The 22872-nt window shown below is 62.2% G+C and carries 22 protein-coding genes, 1 tRNA gene and 1 pseudogene; 15 read left to right on the forward strand and 9 right to left on the reverse strand.

Translation table 11 applies throughout. From position 1 onward, the window contains the following. Positions 1–20: 20 nt before the first annotated feature. Entirely contained in the window at positions 21–650 is a 630-nt protein-coding gene (locus LB569_RS07450; protein ID WP_015317881.1) for an invasion associated locus B family protein, read from the reverse strand. Positions 651–881: 231 nt separating this feature from the next. Here LB569_RS07450 and LB569_RS07455 point away from each other — a divergent pair, with 231 nt between their 5' ends. The 4 genes from LB569_RS07455 (at position 882) to mgtE (ending at position 7420) form a co-directional block, all read left to right on the forward strand. Then, the gene (locus LB569_RS07455; RefSeq protein ID WP_224691643.1) at positions 882–2702 is read left to right on the forward strand and encodes an extracellular solute-binding protein; all 1821 of its coding nucleotides are present in this window, start codon (positions 882–884) and stop codon (positions 2700–2702) included. Between the two features lie 16 nt (positions 2703–2718). Continuing rightward, positions 2719–3399, forward strand: coding sequence for a DsbA family oxidoreductase (locus LB569_RS07460; RefSeq protein WP_224691644.1), 681 nt, complete (start codon positions 2719–2721; stop codon positions 3397–3399). Between the two features lie 492 nt (positions 3400–3891). After that, positions 3892–5784, forward strand: coding sequence for an ABC transporter ATP-binding protein/permease (locus LB569_RS07465; RefSeq protein WP_224691645.1), 1893 nt, complete (start codon positions 3892–3894; stop codon positions 5782–5784). A gap of 271 nt (positions 5785–6055) precedes the next feature. Next, a complete protein-coding gene (gene mgtE, locus LB569_RS07470; protein ID WP_224691646.1) occupies positions 6056–7420 on the forward strand; it encodes a magnesium transporter in 1365 nt (454 codons plus the stop codon). Positions 7421–7466: 46 nt separating this feature from the next. On the opposite strand, the gene gor is transcribed toward mgtE, so the two are convergent. From gor to rpiA, 3 genes are all read right to left on the reverse strand, one after another. Next, complete coding sequence (gene gor, locus LB569_RS07475) at positions 7467–8858, reverse strand: glutathione-disulfide reductase (protein ID WP_224691647.1); 1392 nt, start codon at positions 8856–8858, stop codon at positions 7467–7469. 112 nt (positions 8859–8970) lie between these two features. After that, complete coding sequence (locus tag LB569_RS07480; RefSeq protein WP_140701234.1) at positions 8971–9585, reverse strand: DUF2059 domain-containing protein; 615 nt, start codon at positions 9583–9585, stop codon at positions 8971–8973. Next, a complete protein-coding gene (gene rpiA, locus LB569_RS07485; RefSeq protein WP_140701236.1) occupies positions 9572–10303 on the reverse strand; it encodes a ribose-5-phosphate isomerase RpiA in 732 nt (243 codons plus the stop codon). Before rpiA ends, LB569_RS07480 begins: the two co-directional genes overlap by 14 nt. A gap of 164 nt (positions 10304–10467) precedes the next feature. On the opposite strand from rpiA, the gene LB569_RS07490 reads away from it, so the two are divergent. From LB569_RS07490 to LB569_RS07505, 4 genes are all read left to right on the forward strand, one after another. Further along, positions 10468–11151, forward strand: coding sequence for a phosphoglycolate phosphatase (locus LB569_RS07490; RefSeq protein WP_224691648.1), 684 nt, complete (start codon positions 10468–10470; stop codon positions 11149–11151). 123 nt (positions 11152–11274) lie between these two features. Then, a tRNA-Val gene (locus tag LB569_RS07495) sits at positions 11275–11349 on the forward strand. A gap of 658 nt (positions 11350–12007) precedes the next feature. Further along, complete coding sequence (locus LB569_RS07500) at positions 12008–12265, forward strand: PepSY domain-containing protein (RefSeq protein ID WP_224691649.1); 258 nt, start codon at positions 12008–12010, stop codon at positions 12263–12265. A 264-nt stretch (positions 12266–12529) separates the two neighbouring features. Continuing rightward, the gene (locus LB569_RS07505) at positions 12530–13006 is read left to right on the forward strand and encodes a hypothetical protein (RefSeq protein WP_140701244.1); all 477 of its coding nucleotides are present in this window, start codon (positions 12530–12532) and stop codon (positions 13004–13006) included. Positions 13007–13010: 4 nt separating this feature from the next. On the opposite strand, the gene LB569_RS07510 is transcribed toward LB569_RS07505, so the two are convergent. Both LB569_RS07510 and LB569_RS07515 read right to left on the reverse strand, forming a co-directional pair. After that, entirely contained in the window at positions 13011–14900 is a 1890-nt protein-coding gene (locus LB569_RS07510) for a murein L,D-transpeptidase (protein WP_224691650.1), read from the reverse strand. Positions 14901–15111: 211 nt separating this feature from the next. Next, positions 15112–15857 (reverse strand): annotated as a pseudogene (locus tag LB569_RS07515) (3-oxoacyl-ACP reductase family protein). Between the two features lie 99 nt (positions 15858–15956). On the opposite strand from LB569_RS07515, the gene LB569_RS07520 reads away from it, so the two are divergent. Both LB569_RS07520 and LB569_RS07525 read left to right on the forward strand, forming a co-directional pair. Next, positions 15957–16565: a TetR/AcrR family transcriptional regulator gene (locus LB569_RS07520; protein ID WP_224534654.1), complete on the forward strand. Its 609-nt coding sequence runs from the start codon at positions 15957–15959 to the stop codon at positions 16563–16565. Between the two features lie 64 nt (positions 16566–16629). After that, positions 16630–17025, forward strand: a complete 396-nt coding sequence (locus tag LB569_RS07525) for a rhodanese-like domain-containing protein (protein WP_140701252.1) — start codon at positions 16630–16632, stop codon at positions 17023–17025. A gap of 12 nt (positions 17026–17037) precedes the next feature. On the opposite strand, the gene LB569_RS07530 is transcribed toward LB569_RS07525, so the two are convergent. After that, entirely contained in the window at positions 17038–17949 is a 912-nt protein-coding gene (locus tag LB569_RS07530) for an alpha/beta hydrolase (RefSeq protein WP_224534656.1), read from the reverse strand. A 47-nt stretch (positions 17950–17996) separates the two neighbouring features. Here LB569_RS07530 and LB569_RS07535 point away from each other — a divergent pair, with 47 nt between their 5' ends. After that, positions 17997–18449: a MarR family winged helix-turn-helix transcriptional regulator gene (locus LB569_RS07535; protein WP_224691651.1), complete on the forward strand. Its 453-nt coding sequence runs from the start codon at positions 17997–17999 to the stop codon at positions 18447–18449. A gap of 21 nt (positions 18450–18470) precedes the next feature. Here the strand turns inward: LB569_RS07535 and LB569_RS07540 are convergent, their stop codons facing one another. Next, positions 18471–19082, reverse strand: coding sequence for a pyridoxamine 5'-phosphate oxidase family protein (locus LB569_RS07540; RefSeq protein WP_140701256.1), 612 nt, complete (start codon positions 19080–19082; stop codon positions 18471–18473). A gap of 80 nt (positions 19083–19162) precedes the next feature. Next, a complete protein-coding gene (locus LB569_RS07545) occupies positions 19163–19516 on the reverse strand; it encodes a gamma-butyrobetaine hydroxylase-like domain-containing protein (RefSeq protein ID WP_140701258.1) in 354 nt (117 codons plus the stop codon). A gap of 192 nt (positions 19517–19708) precedes the next feature. Here LB569_RS07545 and moaA point away from each other — a divergent pair, with 192 nt between their 5' ends. From moaA to LB569_RS07565, 4 genes are all read left to right on the forward strand, one after another. After that, complete coding sequence (gene moaA, locus LB569_RS07550; protein WP_224691652.1) at positions 19709–20704, forward strand: GTP 3',8-cyclase MoaA; 996 nt, start codon at positions 19709–19711, stop codon at positions 20702–20704. A gap of 111 nt (positions 20705–20815) precedes the next feature. Continuing rightward, positions 20816–21232 (forward strand): hypothetical protein, encoded by a 417-nt coding sequence (locus LB569_RS07555; RefSeq protein ID WP_224691653.1) that lies wholly within the window; start codon positions 20816–20818, stop codon positions 21230–21232. Between the two features lie 138 nt (positions 21233–21370). Next, positions 21371–21730: a hypothetical protein gene (locus LB569_RS07560; RefSeq protein ID WP_224691654.1), complete on the forward strand. Its 360-nt coding sequence runs from the start codon at positions 21371–21373 to the stop codon at positions 21728–21730. A gap of 180 nt (positions 21731–21910) precedes the next feature. Further along, positions 21911–22831, forward strand: a complete 921-nt coding sequence (locus LB569_RS07565) for a DMT family transporter (protein WP_224691655.1) — start codon at positions 21911–21913, stop codon at positions 22829–22831. Positions 22832–22872: the final 41 nt, after the last annotated feature.

Genomic DNA, 22872 nt, shown 5'->3' on the forward strand with positions numbered 1-22872 from the left:
AATGACCCGGTGACGGACGATCAGTTGGCGGTCTTCGCCTTGTCCTGCTCGTCCTTGAGCTTCTTGGCGAAGTCCTGGTTGTTCTTGGCGACGAAGTCCTGCAGCTTCTTCTGCCGGTCCTCGATATCCGACTGCTGCAGCGGCGGGCCGTCATAGGCGCCGCTAAAGCCCTGCAGCGCGATCTTGATCGGGTTGGCCTGGTTCTGGAAGTTGATCGAGGTCAGCGTGATGCCCTGGCCCTTCTTGAACGAGGCGACGAGCTGGTCGGTCAGCGGCACTTCCGCCACGCAACGATCCGGGAAGCAGATGACATAGTCGAGCTTCTGGGCTTTGCCGGTGTCGATCTGCAGTCCGATGCCGGGAGGCACGAGGCGGCCGGTCGGGACGGTCACCTGGAACACTTTGCGGTTCACCTTGCCCTTGAGCTCGATCAGGCTGACGCCAGTGACGAGCTGGCCGTTGCCAGCGGTGACGATGTTCTGGACGTTGCAGATGTCGACGTCTTCCTGCTTGGTGCAGGCCTTGAACCAGCCCTGTGGAATCTGCGGCTGCTGCTGGGCGGAAGCCGAAGGCAGGCCCGCGCCGAGGAAGCCGACCACGCCCGCGGCCATGACCGACAGGCGGTACGCATTGCTGTTCAGGCTCGTCATGTCGTGCACTTCCTCTCAATGATCCCGGGACCGGCTTCTTCGTGCCCTGTGGTCCAGCTACCTGTTGCCGAAATGAGGCAACAGAATGACTTCGGACGGCGTGTTACACTGCAAGCTGGATCGAATCCAGCCCGGTATCTGCGATTCTTGGCAACGACATTGGCGGGCGTGCGGTTGGCTCATGCTACGGTGCGCACCGAATCATCAAGCCGACCTGTGAAGGAGACGGTCATGGGCCGCGTTCTTGTTTGGCTGATCGCCGCACTATCGCTTTTCACCCTTTCGCCGCCGCCAGCCATGTCGGAACCGAAGCACGCTATTGCCATGCAGGGCGAGCCGGCACTGCCACCCGACTATACCCACTTCGACTACGTCAATCCCGATGCGCCGAAAGGTGGCAACATCACCTATTGCGTGGTCGGCAGCTTCGACAATCTCAATCCGTTCATCCTGAAGAGCCTGCGCACCACCGCGCGCGGCATGATGGATCTGACTTACGGCAACCTCGTTTTCGAGCCGCTGATGCAGCGCAACTACGACGAAGCCTTCAGTCTCTATGGCCTGCTCGCCGACAGCGCCGACATGGATCCTGAGCGCAAGTCGATCGAATTCCACCTCAATCCCAATGCGAAATGGTCCGACGGCGAGCCGGTGACGCCGGAGGACGTGCTGTTCACCTACGATGTCTATACCGACAAGGGGCGCCCGCCCTACAGCGCACGCATGAGCCTGATCTCCAAGCTTGAAAAGACCGGCGATCACAGCGTGCGCTTCACCTTCAACGACAAGGCCAATCGTGAAACGCCCCTGATCATCGCGCTGACGCCGATCCTGCCGAAACATGCCTTCAACAAGGAGACTTTCGACAAGACAACGCTGAAGCCGCTGATTGGCAGCGGACCTTATACAATTGCCCAGGTGGCACCCGGTCAGCGCATCGTGTTCAAGCGCAATCCCGATTATTGGGGCAAGGATGTTCCAGCCAAGCGCGGCTTCGACAACTACGACCAGATCACCATCGAGTATTTTCTCAACGCCAACGCCAAGCTCGAGGCCTTCAAGAAAGGCCTCTGCGCGATCGACGACGACAGCGATCCGGTCAAGCGTGAGCGCGACCTCGATTTCCCGGCCTTCCACAGGGGTGAGGTGATCGCCGAGACCTTCGACACCGGCATTCCGCCCGTCGTGACCGGGTTCCTGTTCAATACGAGGTTGCAGAAGTTCTCCAACCCGACCGTGCGGCGTGCACTCGGCATGCTCTACGACTTCGAGTGGGCCAACAAGAATCTGTTCGGCGGCAAATACGCGCGCGCGATGAGTTATTGGCAGAATTCCGAGCTCTCGGCGCTTGGCCACCCGGCCGACGACAGGGAAAAGGCACTTCTGGCCCCTTACCCCGGCCGCGTACCGGCCGATGTCATGGACGGTACATACCGCCCGCCTGTCACCGATGGTTCGGGGCAGGATCGCAAGGTGCTGAAAGCTGCCTTCGATCTGCTGAAAAGCATCGGCTATCACGTCAAGGACGGGACGATGCTCGATCCGAACGGGCAACCCTTCGGTTTCGAGATTCTGGTCGCCTCTCAGGATGAGGAGCGCCTCGCCGGCATCTATCAGCGAACACTGGAGAAGATCGGCATCGATGTTACCATTCGCAGCCTTGACGGCGACCAGATCCAGTCCCGCAAGCAGCGCTTCGATTTCGAGGCTCTGATCGGATCGAGCGGCTTCAACAACTCGCTGTCGCCGGGCTTCGAACAGCTCGGACGCTGGGGATCCGAGGCGGCCAAGGCCGAAGGTTCCTTCAATCTCGCCGGGGTCGCGGATCCGGCGGTTGATGCGGCTATCGAGGCGATGTTGCGCGCTCGTTCGAAGGAAGACTACGTCGCTGCCGTCAGGGTCCTCGACCGCCTGCTGATCTCCGGCAACTACATGGTGCCGACCCAGTACAACACACAGCAATGGATCGCCTACTGGAGCTACTTGGAACATCCGAAGAAGACGCCCATATTCGGGTACCAACTGCCTACCTGGTGGCGCAAGACCAATTGAAGGGTCAGAGATCGATATGAGCGAATCGAACGCCATTACCGTCGATGTGGTGTCCGACGTCGTCTGCCCCTGGTGCTTCATCGGTCAGAAGCGGCTGGACAAGGCGGTCGCCGCGGCCGCGGATGTCGAGGTGCATATACGCTGGCGGCCGTTCCAGCTTGATCCGACCATTCCGCGGCAAGGCAAGGACCGCCGCGAATACATGCTGGCCAAGTTCGGCAGCGACGAGCGCATTCGCGAAATTCATGCCCGCATCGAACCGCTTGGCGAGGCCGAGGGCATCTCTTTCGCCTTCGACGCTATAAAGGTGGCGCCGAACACGCTCGACGCGCATCGTCTGATCCGCTGGGCCGGTGCCGCCGGCGAGGATGTTCAGAACCGGCTGGTGCGCCGCCTGTTCCAGTTGAATTTCGAGGAAGGCGCCAATATCGGTGACCACTCCGTGCTGGTCGAAGCCGCCCGCGAGGCCGGCATGGACGCCTCGGTTGTCGCCACGCTCCTGCCGAGCGACGCCGACGTCGAGGCGGTTGGCACGGAAATCGCCACCGCTTCGCGCATGGGCATCACGGGCGTGCCGTGCTTTTTGCTTGAAGGCAAATATGCCGTGATGGGTGCACAGGACGTCGACACGCTGGCCGACGCGATCCGTCAGGTCGCGGCCGCCAAGGCGCGTGGCGAGTTGGAAACGGCCGGCTGAGGCCAGCCATCTCTCAGCGATAGCATGGCCTGGCGTTGCCTGAGCAACCGGGCTCCCGGCCGCCATGAATCGGACATCCAAGGAAGGCGTTGTTCGGGAATTCTGGTCGGTTCCCGACGAGAAAATTGTCCCGCCAACAGGATTTTTGATTCACAAAACCGTGTGCGGAGCTTCCCTTGGGGAAGATGTTTCGCAGTCACGCTATCTATACATAAATAATTGAAATAGTTATATAGTTTCTAACTGTTGCTAGTCGTTCGATTGGCAATTCAATCCTCGATATGTTGCCTCAGGGCAACGGCTACGGACGCAATCCTGTCTGCCCGCCTTAAAAATTAATGGAAAATGATCAATTGGTGTTACCATCCGTAACAAAACAAAAAAGGTTTGGGCGGGATCGTGATTCGGATCGGCAGACGATCGCAAGAGTCAGTACTGGATGGACTACACCGCGACGCCGCGGGGCAGTCGCACCTGACACCGGTATCCTCGATGCGCAATTTCTGGGGGCTCGTGCGAGCCTACTGGGTTTCGGACCGCTGGAAGGAAGCCTGGACGCTGACGCTGGTGATCGCGCTGCTCACCGCGCTGTCCAGCAAGGCAAGCGTGTGGTTCGCCATGGCTTCGGGCGAATTGGTGAATTCCATCGCCTTCCTGCACGACGCCGCCAACACCAGCCCGCTCGAGACAATCCTGACCAACGCCGGCATATTGGTGCTGCTGGTCCTGCTCAAGGACGCCGGCTTTACCGGTATACGCAATCTTGTCTCGGCAACCTTGCACCGCAAATGGCGTGGTTGGCTGAACGATCAATTCAACCAGGCTTTGCTCGACGGCAACCATACCCATTTTCACGCCCAGCATGGTTCCGTGGACGGCGGCATCGTTGCGCCCGACAATGTTGACCAGCGCATCCAGGAATCGATCAAGGACATGACCGGCGGCGCGATCGGGCTCGCCATGGGCGTGCTGGGTCTCGCGACATCGCTCTACTTTATCGGCCAGAATCTGCTGCAGTCGTCGGTCGAGGTCAAAGGTCTGGAGTTCCTTGGCAGCTATGGCAGCGCCGTTCTCGCCCTTCTCGCGGTTGCCATCTACGTTCCCCTCAACACCTGGATCGCCGTCAAGCTCGGCAGCCTGCTGGAACGTCTCAATATTCGCATGCAGAAAGCCGAGGGAAGCTATCGCAGCGAACTGACGACGTTCCTGCGCCGCAGCTTCCATGTGGCCGCCTCGCATGGCGAGGGCGTGCAGAAGAGGATGCACGACCGGCTCTATGTCGACATCGATCGCACCTGGGGGCGGCTGAATGTCGTCAACACCAGCTATATGTCGTTCGAACTCATCTACAATTTCGTCGGCGCCCGTATTGTCGCCTATGCTCCAGGCCTGGTTCCGTTCATCCACAGCCGCCTGGACTATAAAGGCTACATCACCGGCTCCGAAATGGTCGCCCAGCTCATCAGCCAGTGTTCTTGGTTCATCCATGTGATGCCCGCCATCGCCACGCTGCGCGCCAACAGCCAGCGTGTGACGGAGCTCGCCAACGCGATCGAGAACGTCCAGCACCCGCAGGAGTTCTACAGCCAGAGCGGCCGCTCCGATTTCCAATACGCCAGTCAGAATCCGGTGTTCGGCCTGACCATCCAGAAGCTGGAGCTGGCGCATCAGGGCGAGGATGCGACGCCATTCCTCAGTTCGGCCAATCTGCGCTTCCGGCGCGGTGAATGGACCTTCCTGAAAGGCGAATCAGGTTGCGGCAAGACCTCGCTGATCAAGGCGATCAACGGCCTGTGGCCCTATGGCCGCGGCACCATCGTCTTCCCCGAGGGCGTCAAGAGTTTTTATGCCGCCCAGGAGGTCAAGCTGCCGCAGGTGTCTCTGAAGCAGCTGGTTTGCCTGCCAGGCTCCGAAGGCGACCATGGCGATGCCCAGGTCGCGGCCGCGCTGCACAAGGCCGGCCTCGGCGATTTCATCGAACACATGGCCAATGAAAGCCGCGAGGGCAAGAGCTGGGATCAGGTCCTGTCGGGTGGCCAGAAGCAGAAGCTGGTGGTGGCTCGTATCATCCTGCAGCAACCGGGGTTGCTGTTCCTCGACGAGGCGACCGGCGCTCTCGACCCTGACGGCAAGATTGCCTTCCATCAGGCCATCAAGGACAATTGCCCCGATGTCACCGTTATCAGCGTCATGCACGAAGCCGTGGCGCCGAGATCGGCTGCCGGGACCGAGTTCTACCACTCGATGGTCCTGATCGCCGACGGCGTCGCCACCAAGAAGCCGCTTGCCCCGACCCTGCCCCTCGAACTCACCACGATTCTGGCTCAGCCCAGGCCGGTCGAGGACAAATGGACGCGTTTCTCACGCCGGCTGAAGCAGAAATAACGCTGATGGCACCGGGACATGCCGCGTCAAGCGGCGGACGCTGATCACAGTCTCGCGATCAGGTTCGTTCGGCACTGTTTTCCTTCCTCACAGCGATTGACTCGGCAAGGCGCGCTCCTATGTTGCGCCGGCTTGCAGCCATTCAAAAGCGAACCCGCAAGCAGAAAGGTCACCGCGCCATGCCTGGCGACAGTCACAGTCGAACGCAACCGCCGTCCGCCCAGACGTGACCTGACTGGTTCATGTCCTGCCGGACGGCAAGGAGTGAACCATGAACGAATTTTTCCCCGTAGCGGACGACGAGGCCGTCGCCATCGCCCGCATCCTTGCCAACGACCACGTCGCCGACGTTGTCGAGGCGCTCAATCATGAATCGCGTGAAACCGCGACGGAGCTGCTTTGCGCCGTACCTTTCGAGCGGCTGGTCGAGATTTTCGACCAGCCGGAACTGGAAGGCGCATCCGAACTGGCGGAGGCCCTGCCCCGCGCCAAGGCGAGCAAGCTCATCACCGCCATGTCCGTCGACCGCGCGGCCGATATTCTGCGCGAGCTCGGCGAGCCGGCACGCTCCGAGCTGCTCGGCGCATTGGCCCCACCGCTGCGCGCGACGCTGCTTTCCATTCTGGGCTATCCCGAAGGCAGCGCCGCCTCGATCATGACGACGGAGTTCGTCAGCGTTCCCTCGGACTGGACCGTCGGACGTACGCTCGACTACATCCGCAAGGTCGAGCGGACGCGTGAGACCGTCTATGCGATCTACATCGTCGATCCGCAAACACACCTCCTGGTGCGCTCGACCGGCTTGCGCCGGCTCATCACCGGTGAGCCGGACGACCCGATCCTGTCCGTGGCGCCCGACCACGTGCCGGTGACGGTCACCCCGCTGACCGATCGAGAGACCCTGGCGCAGACGATCTCCAAATACGATCTGCTCGCCGTCCCGGTCGTCGACCACGGCAAGATCCTCGGCATCGTCACCATCGACGACATCATCGACACGATGATCGAGGAGACGACGGAAGACGTGCATCGCTTCGGCGGCATGGAGGCCCTTGACGAGCCATATATGAAGATGAGCTTCCTCGCCATGATCAAGAAGCGTGGCGGCTGGCTCTGCGCGCTGTTCATCAGCGAAATGCTGACGGCCAATGCGATGCAAAGCTATGAGGGCGAGCTGGAGAAAGCGATCGTGCTGACGCTGTTCATCCCGCTGATCATGAGCTCCGGCGGCAATTCAGGCTCACAGGCGACGTCGCTGGTCATCCGCGCGCTGGCGTTGCGCGAGATCGGGCTTCGCGACTGGTGGCGGGTGGCCTTGCGTGAACTGCCGACCGGTCTCGTGCTCGGCGCCATGCTCGGCGTGGTCGGCGTCTGCCGCATCGCGCTCTGGCAGTATATGGGCTTTTATGACTATGGCCCGCACTGGCCGCTGATTGCCGCGACGGTTGGTGCCGCGCTGGTCGGCATCGTCACCTTCGGCTCGCTGTCGGGGTCGATGCTGCCCTTCGCCCTGAAACGGATCGGTTTCGATCCGGCCAGCGCATCGGCGCCGTTCGTGGCCACGCTTGTCGATGTCACCGGGCTGGTGATCTATTTCTCGGTGGCGCTGGTCATCCTGCGCGGCACGCTGCTGTAATGGTTCGCCTGCCGCCGCCGGCCATGGCTGGCGGCGGTAGGCTACGTCAGATGCGCTCGCCGTCCTTCACCCGATAGGTCGGCTTGTACATGGTAACCAGTTCCTCGGCCGCGGTCGGGTGCACGGCCATCGTGCGATCAAAATCATCCTTGGTCAGCCCCGCCTTCAGCGGAATACCGAGCAACTGCGCCATTTCGCCGGCATCCGGACCCAATATGTGCGCGCCGAGAACCTTGCGCGAGGCGCCGTCGACGACCAGCTTTATCAGCATCTTTTCGTCACGGCCCGACAGAGTGTGCCGCATCGGCCGGAAGCTGGCACGGTAGATTTCGATATCGGCGAAGCGTTTGACGGCGTCGTCCTCCGACAGGCCCACCGTGCCGATTTCCGGTTGCGAGAAGACGGCGGTCGCGATCGTATCGTGGTCGGGCGCGGTCGGATTGTTCTTGAACACCGTTTCAACGAAGCACATGGCTTCGTGAATCGCCACCGGCGTCAGCTGCACGCGGTTGGTCACATCGCCGATCGCCCAGATGTTGTCGATGTTGGTGCGGGAATACCGGTCGACCTTGATCGCGCCGGTCGCGGTGACCATTTCGATGCCTATGCCTTCCAGGCCCATATTCTCGGTGTTGGGAATGCGGCCGATGGCGAGCATCGCCTGGTCTACCGTCAGCACCTGATCCCCGGTGATCCGCACGTCGAGCCGTCCGTCCGTCCGCTTGCTGACCGATTCGGAGACGGCATGGCAAAGGATCTTGATCCCCTTCTTCTCCATCGTCTCATGCAGCGTGCGCCGCAGGTCCATGTCGAAGCGGCTGAGAATCTCCTTGCCGCGATAGACCAGCGTGGTGTCGACGCCGAGGCCATGGAAGATGTTTGCGAACTCGACCGCGATATAGCCACCGCCTTCGATCATGATCGCCTTTGGCAGTTCCTTGAGGTCGAAGGCCTCATTGGAAAAGATGCAGTGTTCGTGGCCGGGCAGTGCCGGATGCGCCGCCGGGCGGCCGCCCGTGGCGATCAGGATCTGATCGGCGGTGACGGTGCGGTCCTTGCCCAGGAGAAGCACCACGTGCGGGTCGACGATCATCGCTCGCGAATGAAAGGTCTCGCCGCCCGAGCCCTCGACATTCTTCTTGTAGATCGCTTCCAGCCGGCTGATCTCGCGGTCCTTGCTGGCGACCAGTGTCTGCCAGTCGAAACTGGCTTCCGGCACGGTCCAGCCATAGCCGGCGGCGTCAGCGAAATGTTCGGGAAACTGCGAGGCGTAGACGTAGAGTTTCTTCGGCACGCAGCCCCTGATGACGCAGGTGCCACCGAAACGGGATTCTTCGGCGATGCCGACGCGCTTGCCAAGCGCTGCCGCGACCCGCGCCGCCCTCACCCCGCCGGAGCCGCCGCCGATGACGAAGAGATCGTAGTCGTAACCGGCCATGAAGCGGCTCCTTGGATGTCTGAAATGTGAGTGACAGGTAGGCCGCGAGCCATCAAAAGAAAAGCCCGGACAAGCCGGGCTTTATGGCTGCAAGACCATTGGCAGATCAGGATCAGTTCTGCGTGCCGTCCGCGGGGGCCGAACCATCCGCCGGAGCAGACCCGTCGGCGGGTGCTGCGCCATCCGCCGGAGCCGCACCATCCGCGGGTGCGGCTGGCGCCTTCGCTTTCGCCGCCGCCGCCAACGTCTCGCCAACTTGCTGGGCGAGATCGCGCGCCACGCCGTTTTGCCAGATGTCGGCCGCCTTGACGAGGTCGCGCGTCACGGCCGGGCCGCTGTCGAGCAGCTTCTTGCCGGACTCGGAGCTGTAGAAGGTCGCGATGTCGGTGAGTTCCTTTTCGGAAAACACTTTCGCATAGGCAAGAGCCGCTTCCTTCTCGAGATCCGCGCGGCGCGAGGCCATGGCCAACGCCTTCTCGTTGATCGTCTTGCCGATCAGCTCCTGCATATCAGGGTTCTTCTGGATGAGCTGCGATTCCAGTGCGGCCGCCGCTTGCGGCAAAATGTTGTCGAACGGGTCGGTCGCATGGATCGCCGTGACCGCCGCCCGGGCCGCCTTCAGGTGCGATTCCGTGACGTCCTGCGAAAACGCCGGCGAAGAGAAAGCAAGGACGGCTGAAGCCGCCAGAACGGCGCAAAGGCTGCGAACCCGGTTATGCAACATCATGATCGGTAGAACTCCCTGGTTTTCGGGCGGCATGGACGGCCTGGATACCGTCGCCGCCGGCGATGATGGCCACTGACGCCAGCCCGATGAAAAGACCATGCTCGACCACGCCAGGAATGGCATGGAGAGCATTCGAAAGCGCTCTTGTATCCGGAATGCGGCCAAAAGATGCATCGAGGATAAAATGGCCGCCGTCTGTAACAAAAGGCTGGCCTCCCGTCATCCTCAATGTCACCGGGCCGGAAAGGCCGAGATTTTCAGCCGCCACGGCCACGGCGATCTCGGTCGCGCGCAGGCCGAACTGGTTGACTTCTATGGGGAGGGGAAACCGGCCGAGTGTCTCGACCATCTTCGATCGATCGGCGATGACGATCATACGCTGCGAAGCCGCGGCCACGATCTTTTCGCGCAGCAGCGCACCGCCGCCGCCCTTGATCAATGTCAGCTCCGGGTCGACCTCGTCGGCGCCGTCGACGGTCAGATCGAGTTCGGGCGTTTCCTCCAGCGTCGACAACGGCACGCCGAGTTCGCGGCACAGCGCCGCGGTGCGTTCCGAGGTCGGCACGCCGATGACCCTCATGCCGCTGGCGACCTTGTCGGCGAGCAGCCGCACGAACTCTTCCGCCGTTGTGCCGGTGCCGATGCCGAGGCGCATGCCGTCGGTGACATGGGCAAGGGCCGCCCGCGCGGCCTCGACCTTCAATTGCCTTGCATCCATGCCGCTTGCTGCCCCGGGAAACTGGTGTTTGGGCTCCTAGCATTTTTGCCGGGCGGGTCAAAGCCCTCGAGCACGGGGCCTTGACCATCCGTCCACCAATGCTTGCCTAGACGGCCCACAGCGGCTATCGCGTCCGAACAGCAAAATCCGCACAGGAACAGACAATGACCCGACCGATCATCGTGTTCGACCTCGATGGAACGCTGATCGACACGGCGCCGGACCTGCTCGACAGCCTCAACCACAGCCTTGCCGCCAGCGAACTCGCGGCCGTCGACGAGGCCGGTTTCAAGCGCTTCGTCGGCCATGGCGGCCGCGTCATGATCGAACGGGCGCACACCGCCCAGCAAAGATCCCTCAAGGTCGAGGAACACGATCGGCTGCTGAAACTGTTCCTCGATCACTACACCCTCAACATTCCTGGCAAGTCGCGCCCCTACCCCGGCGTGATCGAGGCGATCGCCCGCTTCGAGAAGGCCGGCTATCTCCTGGCTGTCTGCACCAACAAATACGAAGCCAATTCGCTGGCGCTGATCGAGGCGCTCGGCTTGACCAGGCATTTCGCGGCAATTGCCGGACAGGACACGTTCGCGTTCCGCAAACCCGATCCGCGCCATCTGATCGAAACCATCAAACTCGCTGGCGGCGATCCGCATCGCGCCGTGATGGTCGGTGATTCGCAGACCGACATCGACACGGCGAAGGCCGCCGGCATTCCTGTCGTGGCTGTCGATTTCGGCTACACCGACCGGCACGTGCGCGAGTTCGAACCCTCGGTCGTGATCTCGCATTTCGATTCGCTGACGGTGGAACTCGCGGACAGACTGATCGCTGCCTCAGCCCAATAACGACCGCGCCCGAACAGTCTTCAAATCAGCGGATCCAATCGCTCAAAGATCGCCAGGGATCGCCTTGACTTAATCGGTATGCCTCCCTTATATCGCTGCTCGCTTGGCCTTCGGGCAACGAGCGGGCGATTAGCTCAGCGGGAGAGCACACCCTTCACACGGGTGGGGTCGCAGGTTCAATCCCTGCATCGCCCACCATTTTTCTTGATTTTACGACTTGTCCGGTTTCGAGAGCTTTTGCCGTTTCGGCTAGAAGCGCGTAACTGGCCATCCTCTCCGCTTGAAGCAGGAGCGTGGCATCGGCGCCGGTCGAGCCCGGTCCCTGGGCGGCTTCGCCCGTCAATTGATGCGGGAACATTTTCAGCCCTGTGGTGTTGGCCTGCGAAGGAGAACTGTTGTGATTAGACCTGACGCCATTTGGGCCCTGACAATCATCGGACCTGTCATTCTGGCTGCGATAATCATCTATGCTCTGGCAAACCAGCGGAGGCTTTCGCGGCGTGCCAAGGTTCACCAGGACGAAGCGGTAAACAACCTCTATGACGACCCCAAAGGGCGCTCGTCACCGGCGGGCGAAGTCCGGGCCGAGGAGGCGGAGGTTCGACCTCCTCAGAAATAGGCTTGCTTCCTCTTTTTGCCGCCCGCTGGCGAGGCGGCGGGATTCGCAAGCGGGCGCCCGGTGTCCATGCGATGGAGGCTTCGTGGAATGCGTCACCGCCTCACCGCCGTGGATATCGGGAGCCGCATGGCGGCGAAGGCTTGAACTTCATCCACCACAAGCTGTCAGGTAATCTGCTTCCGTCGGAACAAACCGCAGCCATCGGGCGTTTCTTCTCGTTCAAATATGAGGGAAATCATGTCCAGATTGGTTCTCGTGGCCGGCATGGCGCTTCTTTGCGGTGTCGGTTCGGCCTTTGCCGGCGATGACAAACCGCTGCCGCCCCCCAACGCCAAGAAGTTGTCTGAAATCCTCGCCAAGGTCGAGCAGCGCAACGGCTTCCGCTATGTCAAGGAAGTCGATTGGGAAGATGGCGCCTACACCATCACCTATTACACGGCGGACAAGGCGAAGGTCGAAATCACCTACGACCCCGTCACGGCCGAACCTAAATAAGACGTAAGCCGACCGCCGGCACAACGCCTCGTTTCCCCGCGCTCCTTGCCGCGAAGAAGCATCGCGCCTTTGGGCAAGTGCGGGGGTGTGTTCGAACCTGGCTCTTTGGGCCGGCCTTGATCCTGCTTGCCGGATCCGCAGCATCTGTGCGGCGGCGCCTGACGACGGCTTTCACCAGCCAGGCCATGACGTCTTCCGTCTCCCCTTGCGTCACTTCGCCATTGATGGCTGATTGTGGAATGACTGGGCTTCACGGGGGTGGGCATGTCGACAGCGAAGCACATACTGAAGCGCGTCCTGATGATGCTCGCCGGCTATCTCGTCGCCATACTGGTTGGCCTGATCGCCGTGGTGGCGATCTATGCTGCGTTGAGCGCGCTGCCCAACGCGCCGGCCTATTTCGACCTGATGGGCGTCTCGCCGATCGCGGCCTTTGTGGTGCCGCCGCTCGGCATGTTCATCTATTTCCTGACGATTGTAGTGACCGCGCCGCAGACGCTGATTTTCGCACTGATCGCCGAGTTCTTCTCCTTGCGCAGCGCCTTGCTCCACATGCTTTTCGGCGCCGCGGCCGCCGCCGGCGGCTTCTTCCTGATCTGGCCGAGCGCGGCGGAGGACGTGGATCTGGAGCGCTGGGCCGACATCGGCATCATCGCCGCCGCCGGTCTGGTTGCCGGGCTTGTCTATTGGCTGATCGCCGGGCGCGATGCCGGTTTCCGGCGCCCGCTATCGGAGCGTTAAGCGCTCAGCTCGACGGCGAGCGCACCGCTTCGGTCGCGTCCAAGGCCTGCTTCAGCCGTGAGTCGCGATCGTAGACGTCGCTGAAATACTCGACCTTGCCGGACATGTCGGGCCAGGCGGTGAAGTAGGCGACATAGACCGGAATCGTGCGCGTCACATTCTCGGTCGAGTGCCCGTGCTTCAGCTTCTCGGCGATATAATCGACAGAGGTGCCGAGCACCGCCGCCGCCATCCCGCGCGGATCCTGCAGGCGCACGCAACCATGGCTGAGCGCACGCATATCCTGTTTGAAAAACGATTTCTGCGGCGTGTCGTGCATGTAGATCGCGTGCTTGTTGGGGAACAGGATCTTCAGCTCACCCAGCGCGTTGGCCTCGCTCGGCTGCTGGCGCACATTGTAGGGAATGTTAGCACCATAGGCGCCCCAGTTCACCGCCGACGAAGGGATACGCTTGCCGCGCGAGTCCGTCACCTCGTAACCGGCGCGATCGAGATAGCCGGGATCGTTGCGCAACCGGGGCAGCATTTCGTTGACGATGATCGACTGCGGCACGCCCCAGTAAGGGTGGAAATCGACCTGCTTGATCTGGTCGTAGAAGAAAGCGGTCTGGTTGGTGACCCGACCGACGACGGCGCGCGTCTTCAGCTTCTCCTGGCCGTCGTCGATGTAGCTTGCGGTGAAGGCCGGCTGGTTGATGAAAACACGCGGGCTGCCGAGATCGGAAGGCAGCCAGCGCAGTTCCTCCAGCGCCACCTCGACCTTGAGCAGCCTGTCGGCCTTCGATGTCCCGGCCAGCGAGGCGACGGTGCGCGGTCCGATGACGCCGTCTCCCTTCATGCCTTCTTTCACCTGCACCGCCTTGATGAGCGGAACCAGTTCGGGAACGTAGACTTCGCTGGTTGCCAGCCGCGACAGGACCTCGCCATAGGTGCCGCCCATCTCGTCATCGAGATTGCGCGCGATCAGCGACAGGAGTTTCGGCAGTTCTGGGCTGGTTTCGCCAGGCTTCAAAAGCAGCTTGGGATCGACGACGATCTCGTTCTCGGCGCTCGCCTGCAGCGATTCCAGTTCGACGCGCAGTGCCTGATACTCCGCATTCTGCGGATGGCGCGATTCGAGATAGGTGCGCACTTCCTGCGTATGCGCCAGCGTTTTGAGCACGCCGGCCAAGTCGAGCGGCTTGGTCGGGAAATCATAGTAGCCGGTCATGCGGTTCGGCTCGACACGGCCGCTCTGGGCGTCATGGGCGTAACGCAACACGCGTGCCGACAGCGCCATCTCGAAACGGACGAGTTCCTTCAACTTGGCTGCGTCGTCTATCGAGGCCGAACTGCCGGCTGGTACATTGACGGTATAGTCGGCAGGCGCGAGCCCGTAGCTCGCAGCCTCGCCAAGCACCCGCACGGCATCCTGCGCGCGGCTGTTGGGGCTGGTTCCGCTGACCCAGATGAAATCGGGGTTGGCCGAATAGTAGGCGATCAGCGCCTTGGCGATCTCCGGCTCGGCATAGAGTTCGTAGTCGGAGAGCCCGGCCATGGCTTCGTGGAAGGCAGCCCCCGTGGCCGAGGGAACGAAAGCGGCGTCTTGCGGTGTCGCCGGCTGCGGCGCGGTCGCCAGCGTGGAAAAGTCGATCCGCACCAGTCTGTCGGCCTTGTAGGTATAGTAGGACGGACTGCTGATCTTCACGCCGCCACCGCCGCCGCCACCGGCCGGCGCCTTCGGCTTGTGCTTTGGCGGAGGAGGCGGAAACTCGCCTTTCGGCTCATGCCTGATGCCGCCGCCGAACAGCATGTCGAAAAGCCCTTGGGCTCCTGCCTGAGGCATGCCGAAAGCCAGCGTCGCCGTAATCGCCACCAGCGGCATCACGGTTGCTTTTTTACCGAGGAATTTCATGGATCACCCGCTCCGGTCGCAACCGGTTCCCGTTCCGCAACGCTAGACCGTCCCGCTCACCGCATGGCGGATGTAAGGCGCGACTATACCGATTCATACCGATTTCGTTAAGCTTTCATAAATTTCGGCGGGCCTGTTGCAGAACGGTTTCACAACATCGTGACGGTCGGCGCGGCCAGATCGCCGCGCCGTTCGCGGGGGCGCAGCGTCTTCAGGCGTTTGCGCCGCCGTCGATGGTCAGCGCGGCCCCGGTGACGAAACGGCCCTCGGGGCCGGCGAGCCAAGCAACCATGCCGGCAATATCGTGCGCCTTGCCGAATCGCGGGGTCGCCATCTTCTGGAGTTGATGTTCGGCATGCGGGCCACCGGCAGGGTTCATGTCGGTATCCGTAGAGCCGGGATGCACGATATTGGCGGTGATGCCGCGTGGCCCGAGGTCGCGGGCCAATGCCTTGGTCAGGCCGACCAGCGCCGCCTTGCTGGCCGAGTATGCAGCCAGGCTGGTGTCGGTAACCCTCTCGGCCAGATTGCTACCGGTCGAGATGATCCTGCCGCCCTCGCCCATATGTCTTGCCGCCGCCTTCGAGGCAATGAACGGCGCCCTCAGATTGACCGACATGGTTTCGTCGAAATCGGCAAGCGACAGCGTATCGATGGGTGCGGCGCGCCAGATGCCGGCACTGTTGACCAGGATGTCGAGGCGGCCGAAGGCGTTCATCGCCTCGGTGACCGAGCCTTCGATGGCGGCGGCGTCGCGATTGTCGGCTTGGATGGCAATGGCGCGCCCACCCGCCGCGACAATCTCGGCAACGACAGCCTGGGCCGGCGCCGCGCTGTTCACGTAGGTGATGGCGACGTCAGCGCCGTCGGCCGCAAGCCGCTTTGCAATCGCGGCACCTATACCGCGGCTGCCGCGGTGACCAAAGCCGCCTTGCCGTTCAATCCGTTCGCTGACATGTCATTCTCCTTTATGTAACGATCGATACATAAATTTCTGGCAGCCTTGTCCGGCGGCGTCAACTGAATTATGTATCGATCAACACACAAAAGAGCGCCATGCCGGAAAGAGGCCGTCCCCGCACCTTCGATCGAACCGCCGCCTTGCGGCGGGCAATGGAGCTGTTCTGGGCCAAAGGTTATGAAGGCACCTCGATCGCCGACCTGACGGCGGCGATGGGCATCGGTTCACCCAGCCTCTATGCCGCCTTCGGCAGCAAGGAGGCACTGTTCCTCGAAGCGACCGACTATTACACGGGCACCGAAGGCACGGAGATCTGGACCGCGCTGGATGAGGCGCCGACGGCATGCCAGGCGATCGAGAATTTCCTGCGCCAGACCGCCAAGGCCTATTCGCGGAACGACCGCCCGCAGGGTTGTCTGATCGCGCTTGGCGCGCTGCACCAGGATTCAAGCAGCGGCGCCATTTGCGATGATCTGCGCCGCCGCCGCGCCGAAAACCACACCCTCTTGCTCAGGCGGCTGGAACGCGGCATTGCGGAAGGCGAATTGCCGGCGGGGTTCGACAGCGATGCAGCGGCGACCTTCTATGCGACGGTCCAGCACGGCATGTCGATCCAGGCTCGCGACGGCGCTTCATGTGATGCGCTGATGGCGACTGTCGCCGGAGCGATGGCGGCATGGCAGGGACTTGCCGGAACGGCGTGACAAAGCGCTGGCGTTGTGCTGGAAATCCGCTCTGCGGCGAAAGAGCGCCGGGAGGGGATCGTCCGTGAAAAAAGGGTATCGCGAGCTGCTCGACGAGGCCAATGCCGAGATCGAGGTGGTGTCACCCGAGGAAGCAGCCGGGCTGCTCGACGACGAGGACACCATCTTCGTCGATCTGCGCGATCCTCGCGAGATAGAGCGCGACGGCAGAATTCCCGGCGCCAGGCATGTCACGCGTGGCATGCTGGAGTTCTGGATCGATCCCGAAAGCCCCTACCACAAGCCCTTTTTCGCTTCCGGAAAAAGCTTCGTCTTCTTTTGCGCCGGTGGCTGGCGTTCGGCGCTGGCTACCAAGACTGCGCAGGACATGGGTCTCTCCCCGGTCAAGCACATCCTCGGCGGCTACACCGCCTGGAAGGCCGCCGGACTGCCCGTGGAGCCCGGGGAAAAGAAGAAATAGCCTGAACGCGGATCAGTGGATCCGCGACGGCTCGCGCTGCGTGGTCACGAAGCCGACGGCGCGCTCAACCACGCCCTTGTCGGCCAGAATGCGGCGATGGCCGAGCCCGTCGGCCCAGTGCAGCCGCACATGGTCGCCGGCGCCGGCATAACGTCGCGCATGTTCAGCCGGCACCTCGCGGTCGTCGGAAGCATGGATGACCAGCGTCGGCACCGGCGCCTGGGCCAGCTGGCGGTCGCCGGTGAATTCATGCAGCGGCCGGCCGGAGAGATATTCGACACGATCGGCCATCGCGACCTGCGAGCGGGGACCGACATTGAGCATGCGACTGAAATCGGCGAAAATCGCCGGCAGCGAACTTGGCGCCGCGATCAGCACGAGACGTCCGGCCGCCAGCGGCGGGATGTCCTTGACGGAACCGGCGATGGCATTGGCGGCAACGGCGCCTCCGAAGGAATGGCCGACGGCGGCCACGAACGGTCCGAACCACTGGCCGGCCACCCTCGCGGCTTCGACGGCATTGACCATGTTCAGGTGCCTGCCCTGCGAATGGCCATGGCCCGGAAGATCGAGCGAGACCACCTTGTAGCCGGCGGCGCGAAAACCTTCGATCAGCACGCGCATATATTCGGTGCGCGAACGCCAGCCATGAATGACGAGAATGGTGCCGGCGGGCTCGTGGCCCGGCTCCGGGCGGAATTCATGCACCATGACGCAGCCGGTCGCGGTCTTCAGCCTGTGATGCCGCGCCTCGGCCATGAATGCCGCGGCGCGATCGATGGCGCGGCGTTCGCCGTCGGTCAGCGTCCGCGTGCTTGGCGTGCGGCAAAACAATTCGAAAGCCGCGCGCCCGGTGATGCGTGGCGCGACATGTTCGGCCGCACCAAACACACCTCGGATGACCTTCAGCCCGAATGATGCCATAGTGGGAATCCATCCATACGTTCAAGCATGAACATAATAGTTCAAAGATGAACAATAAACAAGAGCTACCCTGGGACAACCCGCGTTTTCGCAACTGGGTCGCGGTGGCGCGCGCCTGCCATGTGCTGGAGCGCACGCTGGCGGTGAAACTCGCGCCGCTCGACCTCAAGCCGGCGCAGCTCGACGTGCTGATGAACCTCTACCGCCATCCTAGCATGTCGCAGCACGACCTTGCCCGCAAGCTGCTCGTCGGCCGCTCCAACATCACCATGCTGTTGCCGCAGCTGGAAGTGCGTGGCCTGCTGCGGCGCGAAGGTGACGAGAAGGACAAGCGCATCTTGCGGCTTACGTTGACCGAAGCTGGCGAGGCGCTGCTGATGCAGGCGCTGAAAGTGCATATGGCGCTGATCGAGAAGGCGATGAGCCAGTCGACACCGGAGCAATGCGACATGATCGGCGAGCAGATGCGAAAAATCTATGAGGTGCTGAACGAGGCGTGAACGCCCTTCCGCCCTCGACTCCTACCACATCGACTTCTTCGCCCGCTCCGGCCATTCCCTGTCGTAGGTCTCGCCGTCGATATTCTTGCGACTGGTGATTTCCAGGATCTGGCCGGGGGTCGGCAGCGATTTCGGGTCGACATGTCTCTCCGGATTCCACAGTTCCGACCGCACGATCGCCCGGGCGCACTGGAAATAAACCGACTCGACCTCGATCACGGTCACCGAACGCGCCGGCTTGCCTTCGATGATGAACGACGCGCACAACGCTGCGTCCGTATTGATATGCGCACGGCCATTGATGCGCAGCGTCGTGCCAGACCCCGGCACGAGGAACAGCAGGCCGACGCGCGGGTCGCGGATGATGTTCTTCAGCGAATCGGCACGGTTGTTGCCGCGCCGGTCCGGCATCATCACGGTCTTTGGATCGACGATCCTCACGAAGCCCGCGAGATCGCCGCGCGGCGAGCAATCCAGTCCCTCGGGACCGCTGGTCGCGAGCGCGACGAAGGGTGAGGCTTCGATAAAGGCGGCATATTCGGGAATGACATGGTCGAGTTCCTTGACCACGGAGGCTTCGCCGGGCAATCCGTAAAGCGCTTCGAGTTGCTCGACCGTGGTGATGACTGACATCTTTTTCGTCTCCCGATCCGCCCCCCTACTCCCGATCGCCCGTACTCCCGATCCATGACGTTTTGACGACGCAACGGCGGCTAACGATCGCGGCTCAAGCCCTTCTCGGCGAGTTCCGCTAGATAGGCGCTCCAGCGAGCGTCCTTCTCGTGGCCGAGCGTATGCAGATAGGTCCAGGTGAAGATGCCGGTGTCGTGGAAATCGTCGAAGGTGATGCGCACGGCGTAATTGCCGATCGGCTCGATCTTGAGGATGGTCACATCGCGTTTGCCGGGCACCGTCACCCGCTGTTCCGGCGAATGACCCTGCACTTCCGCGGAAGGCGATGCCACGCGCAGCAACTCCGCCGGCAGCTCGAACGGTTGGTGGCCCGGAAACGTCACGGTGAGCAGCTTGCGGTCCCTGGAGACCCTCAGTTCCTTTGGCGCTGTCATGATCTATCCTGCTTGAATGTCCCTTCCCTACGCTGCTTCGCCCGCTGCGCAAAGGCGTGCGAGGCCTCCGACATGCAATGTCGGTCGGGGAATGTTACCAAAGATCGAGGCAAGCTATCTTGAATGGCGGGCTGGATCGTATCACATAGCTGTATATAACGACGCCGGTAACGGCCACGGAAACGCTCGGACATGAACATGATCGACCCCTTCGGTCGCACGATCAGCTATCTCAGAGTGTCGGTCACCGACCGCTGCGATTTCCGCTGCACCTATTGCATGGCCGAGGATATGGCCTTCCTGCCCAAGAAGGACCTGCTGTCGCTGGAAGAACTCGACCGGCTCTGCACCGTGTTCATCGAGAAGGGTGTGAGACGGTTGCGCCTCACCGGCGGCGAGCCGCTGGTGCGCAAGAACATCATGCATCTGGTGCGCCAGCTGTCGCGCCACCTCGACAGCGGCGCGCTGGAAGAACTGACGCTGACCAGCAACGGTTCGCAGCTGTCGCGTTTCGCCGCCGAACTCGCCGATTGTGGCGTCAAGCGCATCAACGTCTCGCTCGATACGCTCGATGCTGACAAGTTCCATGCCATCACCCGCTGGGGCCATCTCGATAAGGTCATGGCAGGCATCGATGCCGCGCAGGCGGCCGGGCTGAAGGTAAAGCTCAACGCCGTGGCGCTGAAGGACTTCAATGACGCCGAACTGCCCGAAATGATGCGCTGGGCGCATGGCCGCGGCATGGACCTGACGGTCATCGAAACCATGCCGATGGGCGAGATCGACGCCGACCGCACCGACCAGTATCTGCCGCTGTCGCTGCTGCGCGCATCGCTCGAGCGCCAGTTCACGCTGACCGACATCCCCTTCAAGACCGGCGGCCCGGCCCGCTATGTCAACGTCGCCGAGACCGGCGGCAAGCTCGGCTTCATCACGCCGATGACGCATAATTTCTGCGAAAGCTGCAACCGGGTCAGACTGACCTGCACCGGCACGCTCTATATGTGCCTCGGACAGGAAGATGCCGCCGACCTGCGTACGCCGTTGCGCGCATCCGAAGGCAACGAACTTGTTGCCGACGCTATAGACGAAGCCATCGGCCGCAAGCCGAAAGGCCATGACTTTATAATCGATCGCCGCACCAGCCGCCCATCGGTGTCACGGCATATGAGCGTCACGGGCGGCTGATCTTCTCGCCTGCCTGTGCGAGAATGCCTTGCATCATCGGCTTCGGGGCAAGGCATGCGACGGGTTTTTTTGATCGTCATATCTCTGGCTGCTCTCTCGGCGAGCACCGCGATGGCCGTGCAATCCACCTACGTGAACGAGCGCTTCGGCACCGTCTGCACCTTTCCCGACGAAATCTTCACCGATCGTCAGCCCGAGCCTGAAAACGGTGACGGTCAGGTGTGGCTGAGCAAGGACGGCGCCAGCCTGACATGCTCCGGCATCCTCAACATCGACTACGACACGCCCAAAGGTTTTGTCGCCGGCGAGAAGGCCAGCAAGGAGCCGGGCTACAAGGTCACCTATAGCAAGGCCGGCAAGGATTGGGCGGTGCTGTCAGGCGTCAAGGATGGAAAGATCTTCTACGAGCGGCGCCTGTTCGGCGGGGATGGCGTCATCCGCACGGTCTGGATCGATTATCCGCCGGCGCTGAAATCGATATATGACCCGTTGGTCGGCGCCATCGCCGGCAGCCTCAAGGGTCCATGAGCGGTTCAGGGGGCAAGAGTATTTTAGCCACACCGCAAACAAATCTCCGTCTGCAAATGTCGGTCTGATTTACTGGTTACGGTTTCCCGCCTAGCCTCGGTTCCGTAGCGATTCATCGCTTTCTCGGGGGATTACATCATGCGCGAACTTCTTCTCGCTTTCGGCTTGCTCGGCTTGGCCGCCCTGCCCGCGGCTGCCCAGTCGATCGGCGGCACTTACACCGTCGCCGGCACCAATTTCGACGGTTCGGCCTATGACGGCGAAGCCACCATCACACTGACCAGCGGCACCACCTGCACGATCCACTGGGAGACGGGGGGCTCGTCCTCGGATGGCATCTGCATGCGCAACGACAACGCCTTCTCCGCCGGCTACGTCATGGGCAAGGATATCGGCCTCGTCGTCTACAAGGTCGAGGATGACGGGTCGCTGCATGGCCTGTGGACCATCGCCGGCAAGGACGGCAACGGCACCGAGGTACTGACGCCGAAGAAATAGTCGTCGCCTACGGCTGGACAGCTTTCGGGAGGCGATACCGCCTTCCGATGGAATTCGTGCCGGTTCCAGGATGATTTCACGTTGGTGAAGATGGATATCGGGCCCTGGCCCAGCCCTTTGCCGTTGCTGTTCCGTGGCGGGCTGTTACAGGCTTGCCTGCTCAGGCAATCGGTAGGTGTCTTGCCCCTTTCCCCAAATCTTCGCGGCGCGTTGTTCATGGTGGTGGCGATGGTTGGCTTCACCCTCAACGACGCCATTACCAAATACTCTTCGCAGTCGATGAACATGGCGCAGGTCATGCTGATCAGAGGGGCGTTCGCCTCGCTCTTCGTCGGCCTGCTGGCCTGGCAACGTGGCGCGCTTGTTCAGCCGCGACTGATGCTGCATCCAATGGTTGCGATCCGTGTGCTGGGTGAAGCGGGCGGTACGGTCTCCTTCCTGGTCGCTCTCGCGCATTTGCCGATCGGCAGCGTTTCGGCCGTTCTGCAGGCGCTGCCGCTGGCCGTGACGATGGGAGCCGCCCTGTTTTTCGGCGAAGCGGTCGGCTGGCGGCGCTGGCTGGCGATCGCCGTCGGCTTTATCGGCGTGCTGGTCATCGTGCGGCCGGGCTTCGACGGATTCAGCGCCTATTCCCTTTGGGCGCTGGCCTCCGTCGCGTGCTGCACGGTGCGCGACCTCTCGACCAAGCGCATCCCACAGGTCATCCCCACGATGCTGGTCTCGACCGCCACCGCGCTTGCCATGACCATCGTCGGCGCGGCGCTGCTGTCTCCGATGGGCGGCTGGACACCGATGGCCGGCAAAAGCACGATGCTGCTGGCACTGGCCGCGGTGCTGGTGCTGATCGGCTATCAGTTCATCATTATGGCGATGCGCTCGGGCGAGATCTCCTTCATCGCCCCCTTCCGCTACACGGCACTCCTCTGGTCGATACTGCTTGGCCTGATCATCTTCGGTGACGTGCCGGACATGCCGATGGTCGTCGGCGCCACCATCGTCGTCGGCTCGGGTCTCTACGCGCTTTATCGCGAGCGGACGGTCGGCCGGCGCAGGATCGTCGCCGAAACCACCGGTCCGGCGATGGCTCCGGACGGAATCTAACCGCGCCCCTTGAAGTTGCTTGCGATTTCCGGCGGCCGGGG

This window comes from Mesorhizobium sp. BH1-1-4 (assembly GCF_020165665.1).
Classification (GTDB): Bacteria; Pseudomonadota; Alphaproteobacteria; order Rhizobiales; family Rhizobiaceae; genus Mesorhizobium.

Bases quoted from the DNA above. Each gene is read 5' to 3' on its own strand.
- LB569_RS07450 (WP_015317881.1), bottom strand. From the start codon at position 650: ATGACGAGCCTGAACAGCAATGCGTACCGCCTGTCGGTCATGGCCGCG.
- LB569_RS07455 (WP_224691643.1), top strand. From the start codon at position 882: ATGGGCCGCGTTCTTGTTTGGCTGATCGCCGCACTATCGCTTTTCACC.
- LB569_RS07460 (WP_224691644.1), top strand. From the start codon at position 2,719: ATGAGCGAATCGAACGCCATTACCGTCGATGTGGTGTCCGACGTCGTC.
- LB569_RS07465 (WP_224691645.1), top strand. From the start codon at position 3,892: ATGCGCAATTTCTGGGGGCTCGTGCGAGCCTACTGGGTTTCGGACCGC.
- mgtE (WP_224691646.1), top strand. From the start codon at position 6,056: ATGAACGAATTTTTCCCCGTAGCGGACGACGAGGCCGTCGCCATCGCC.
- gor (WP_224691647.1), bottom strand. From the start codon at position 8,858: ATGGCCGGTTACGACTACGATCTCTTCGTCATCGGCGGCGGCTCCGGC.
- LB569_RS07480 (WP_140701234.1), bottom strand. From the start codon at position 9,585: ATGATGTTGCATAACCGGGTTCGCAGCCTTTGCGCCGTTCTGGCGGCT.
- rpiA (WP_140701236.1), bottom strand. From the start codon at position 10,303: ATGGATGCAAGGCAATTGAAGGTCGAGGCCGCGCGGGCGGCCCTTGCC.
- LB569_RS07490 (WP_224691648.1), top strand. From the start codon at position 10,468: ATGACCCGACCGATCATCGTGTTCGACCTCGATGGAACGCTGATCGAC.
- LB569_RS07500 (WP_224691649.1), top strand. From the start codon at position 12,008: ATGTCCAGATTGGTTCTCGTGGCCGGCATGGCGCTTCTTTGCGGTGTC.
- LB569_RS07505 (WP_140701244.1), top strand. From the start codon at position 12,530: ATGTCGACAGCGAAGCACATACTGAAGCGCGTCCTGATGATGCTCGCC.
- LB569_RS07510 (WP_224691650.1), bottom strand. From the start codon at position 14,900: ATGAAATTCCTCGGTAAAAAAGCAACCGTGATGCCGCTGGTGGCGATT.
- LB569_RS07520 (WP_224534654.1), top strand. From the start codon at position 15,957: ATGCCGGAAAGAGGCCGTCCCCGCACCTTCGATCGAACCGCCGCCTTG.
- LB569_RS07530 (WP_224534656.1), bottom strand. From the start codon at position 17,949: ATGGCATCATTCGGGCTGAAGGTCATCCGAGGTGTGTTTGGTGCGGCC.
- LB569_RS07535 (WP_224691651.1), top strand. From the start codon at position 17,997: ATGAACAATAAACAAGAGCTACCCTGGGACAACCCGCGTTTTCGCAAC.
- LB569_RS07540 (WP_140701256.1), bottom strand. From the start codon at position 19,082: ATGTCAGTCATCACCACGGTCGAGCAACTCGAAGCGCTTTACGGATTG.
- LB569_RS07545 (WP_140701258.1), bottom strand. From the start codon at position 19,516: ATGACAGCGCCAAAGGAACTGAGGGTCTCCAGGGACCGCAAGCTGCTC.
- moaA (WP_224691652.1), top strand. From the start codon at position 19,709: ATGAACATGATCGACCCCTTCGGTCGCACGATCAGCTATCTCAGAGTG.
- LB569_RS07555 (WP_224691653.1), top strand. From the start codon at position 20,816: ATGGCCGTGCAATCCACCTACGTGAACGAGCGCTTCGGCACCGTCTGC.
- LB569_RS07560 (WP_224691654.1), top strand. From the start codon at position 21,371: ATGCGCGAACTTCTTCTCGCTTTCGGCTTGCTCGGCTTGGCCGCCCTG.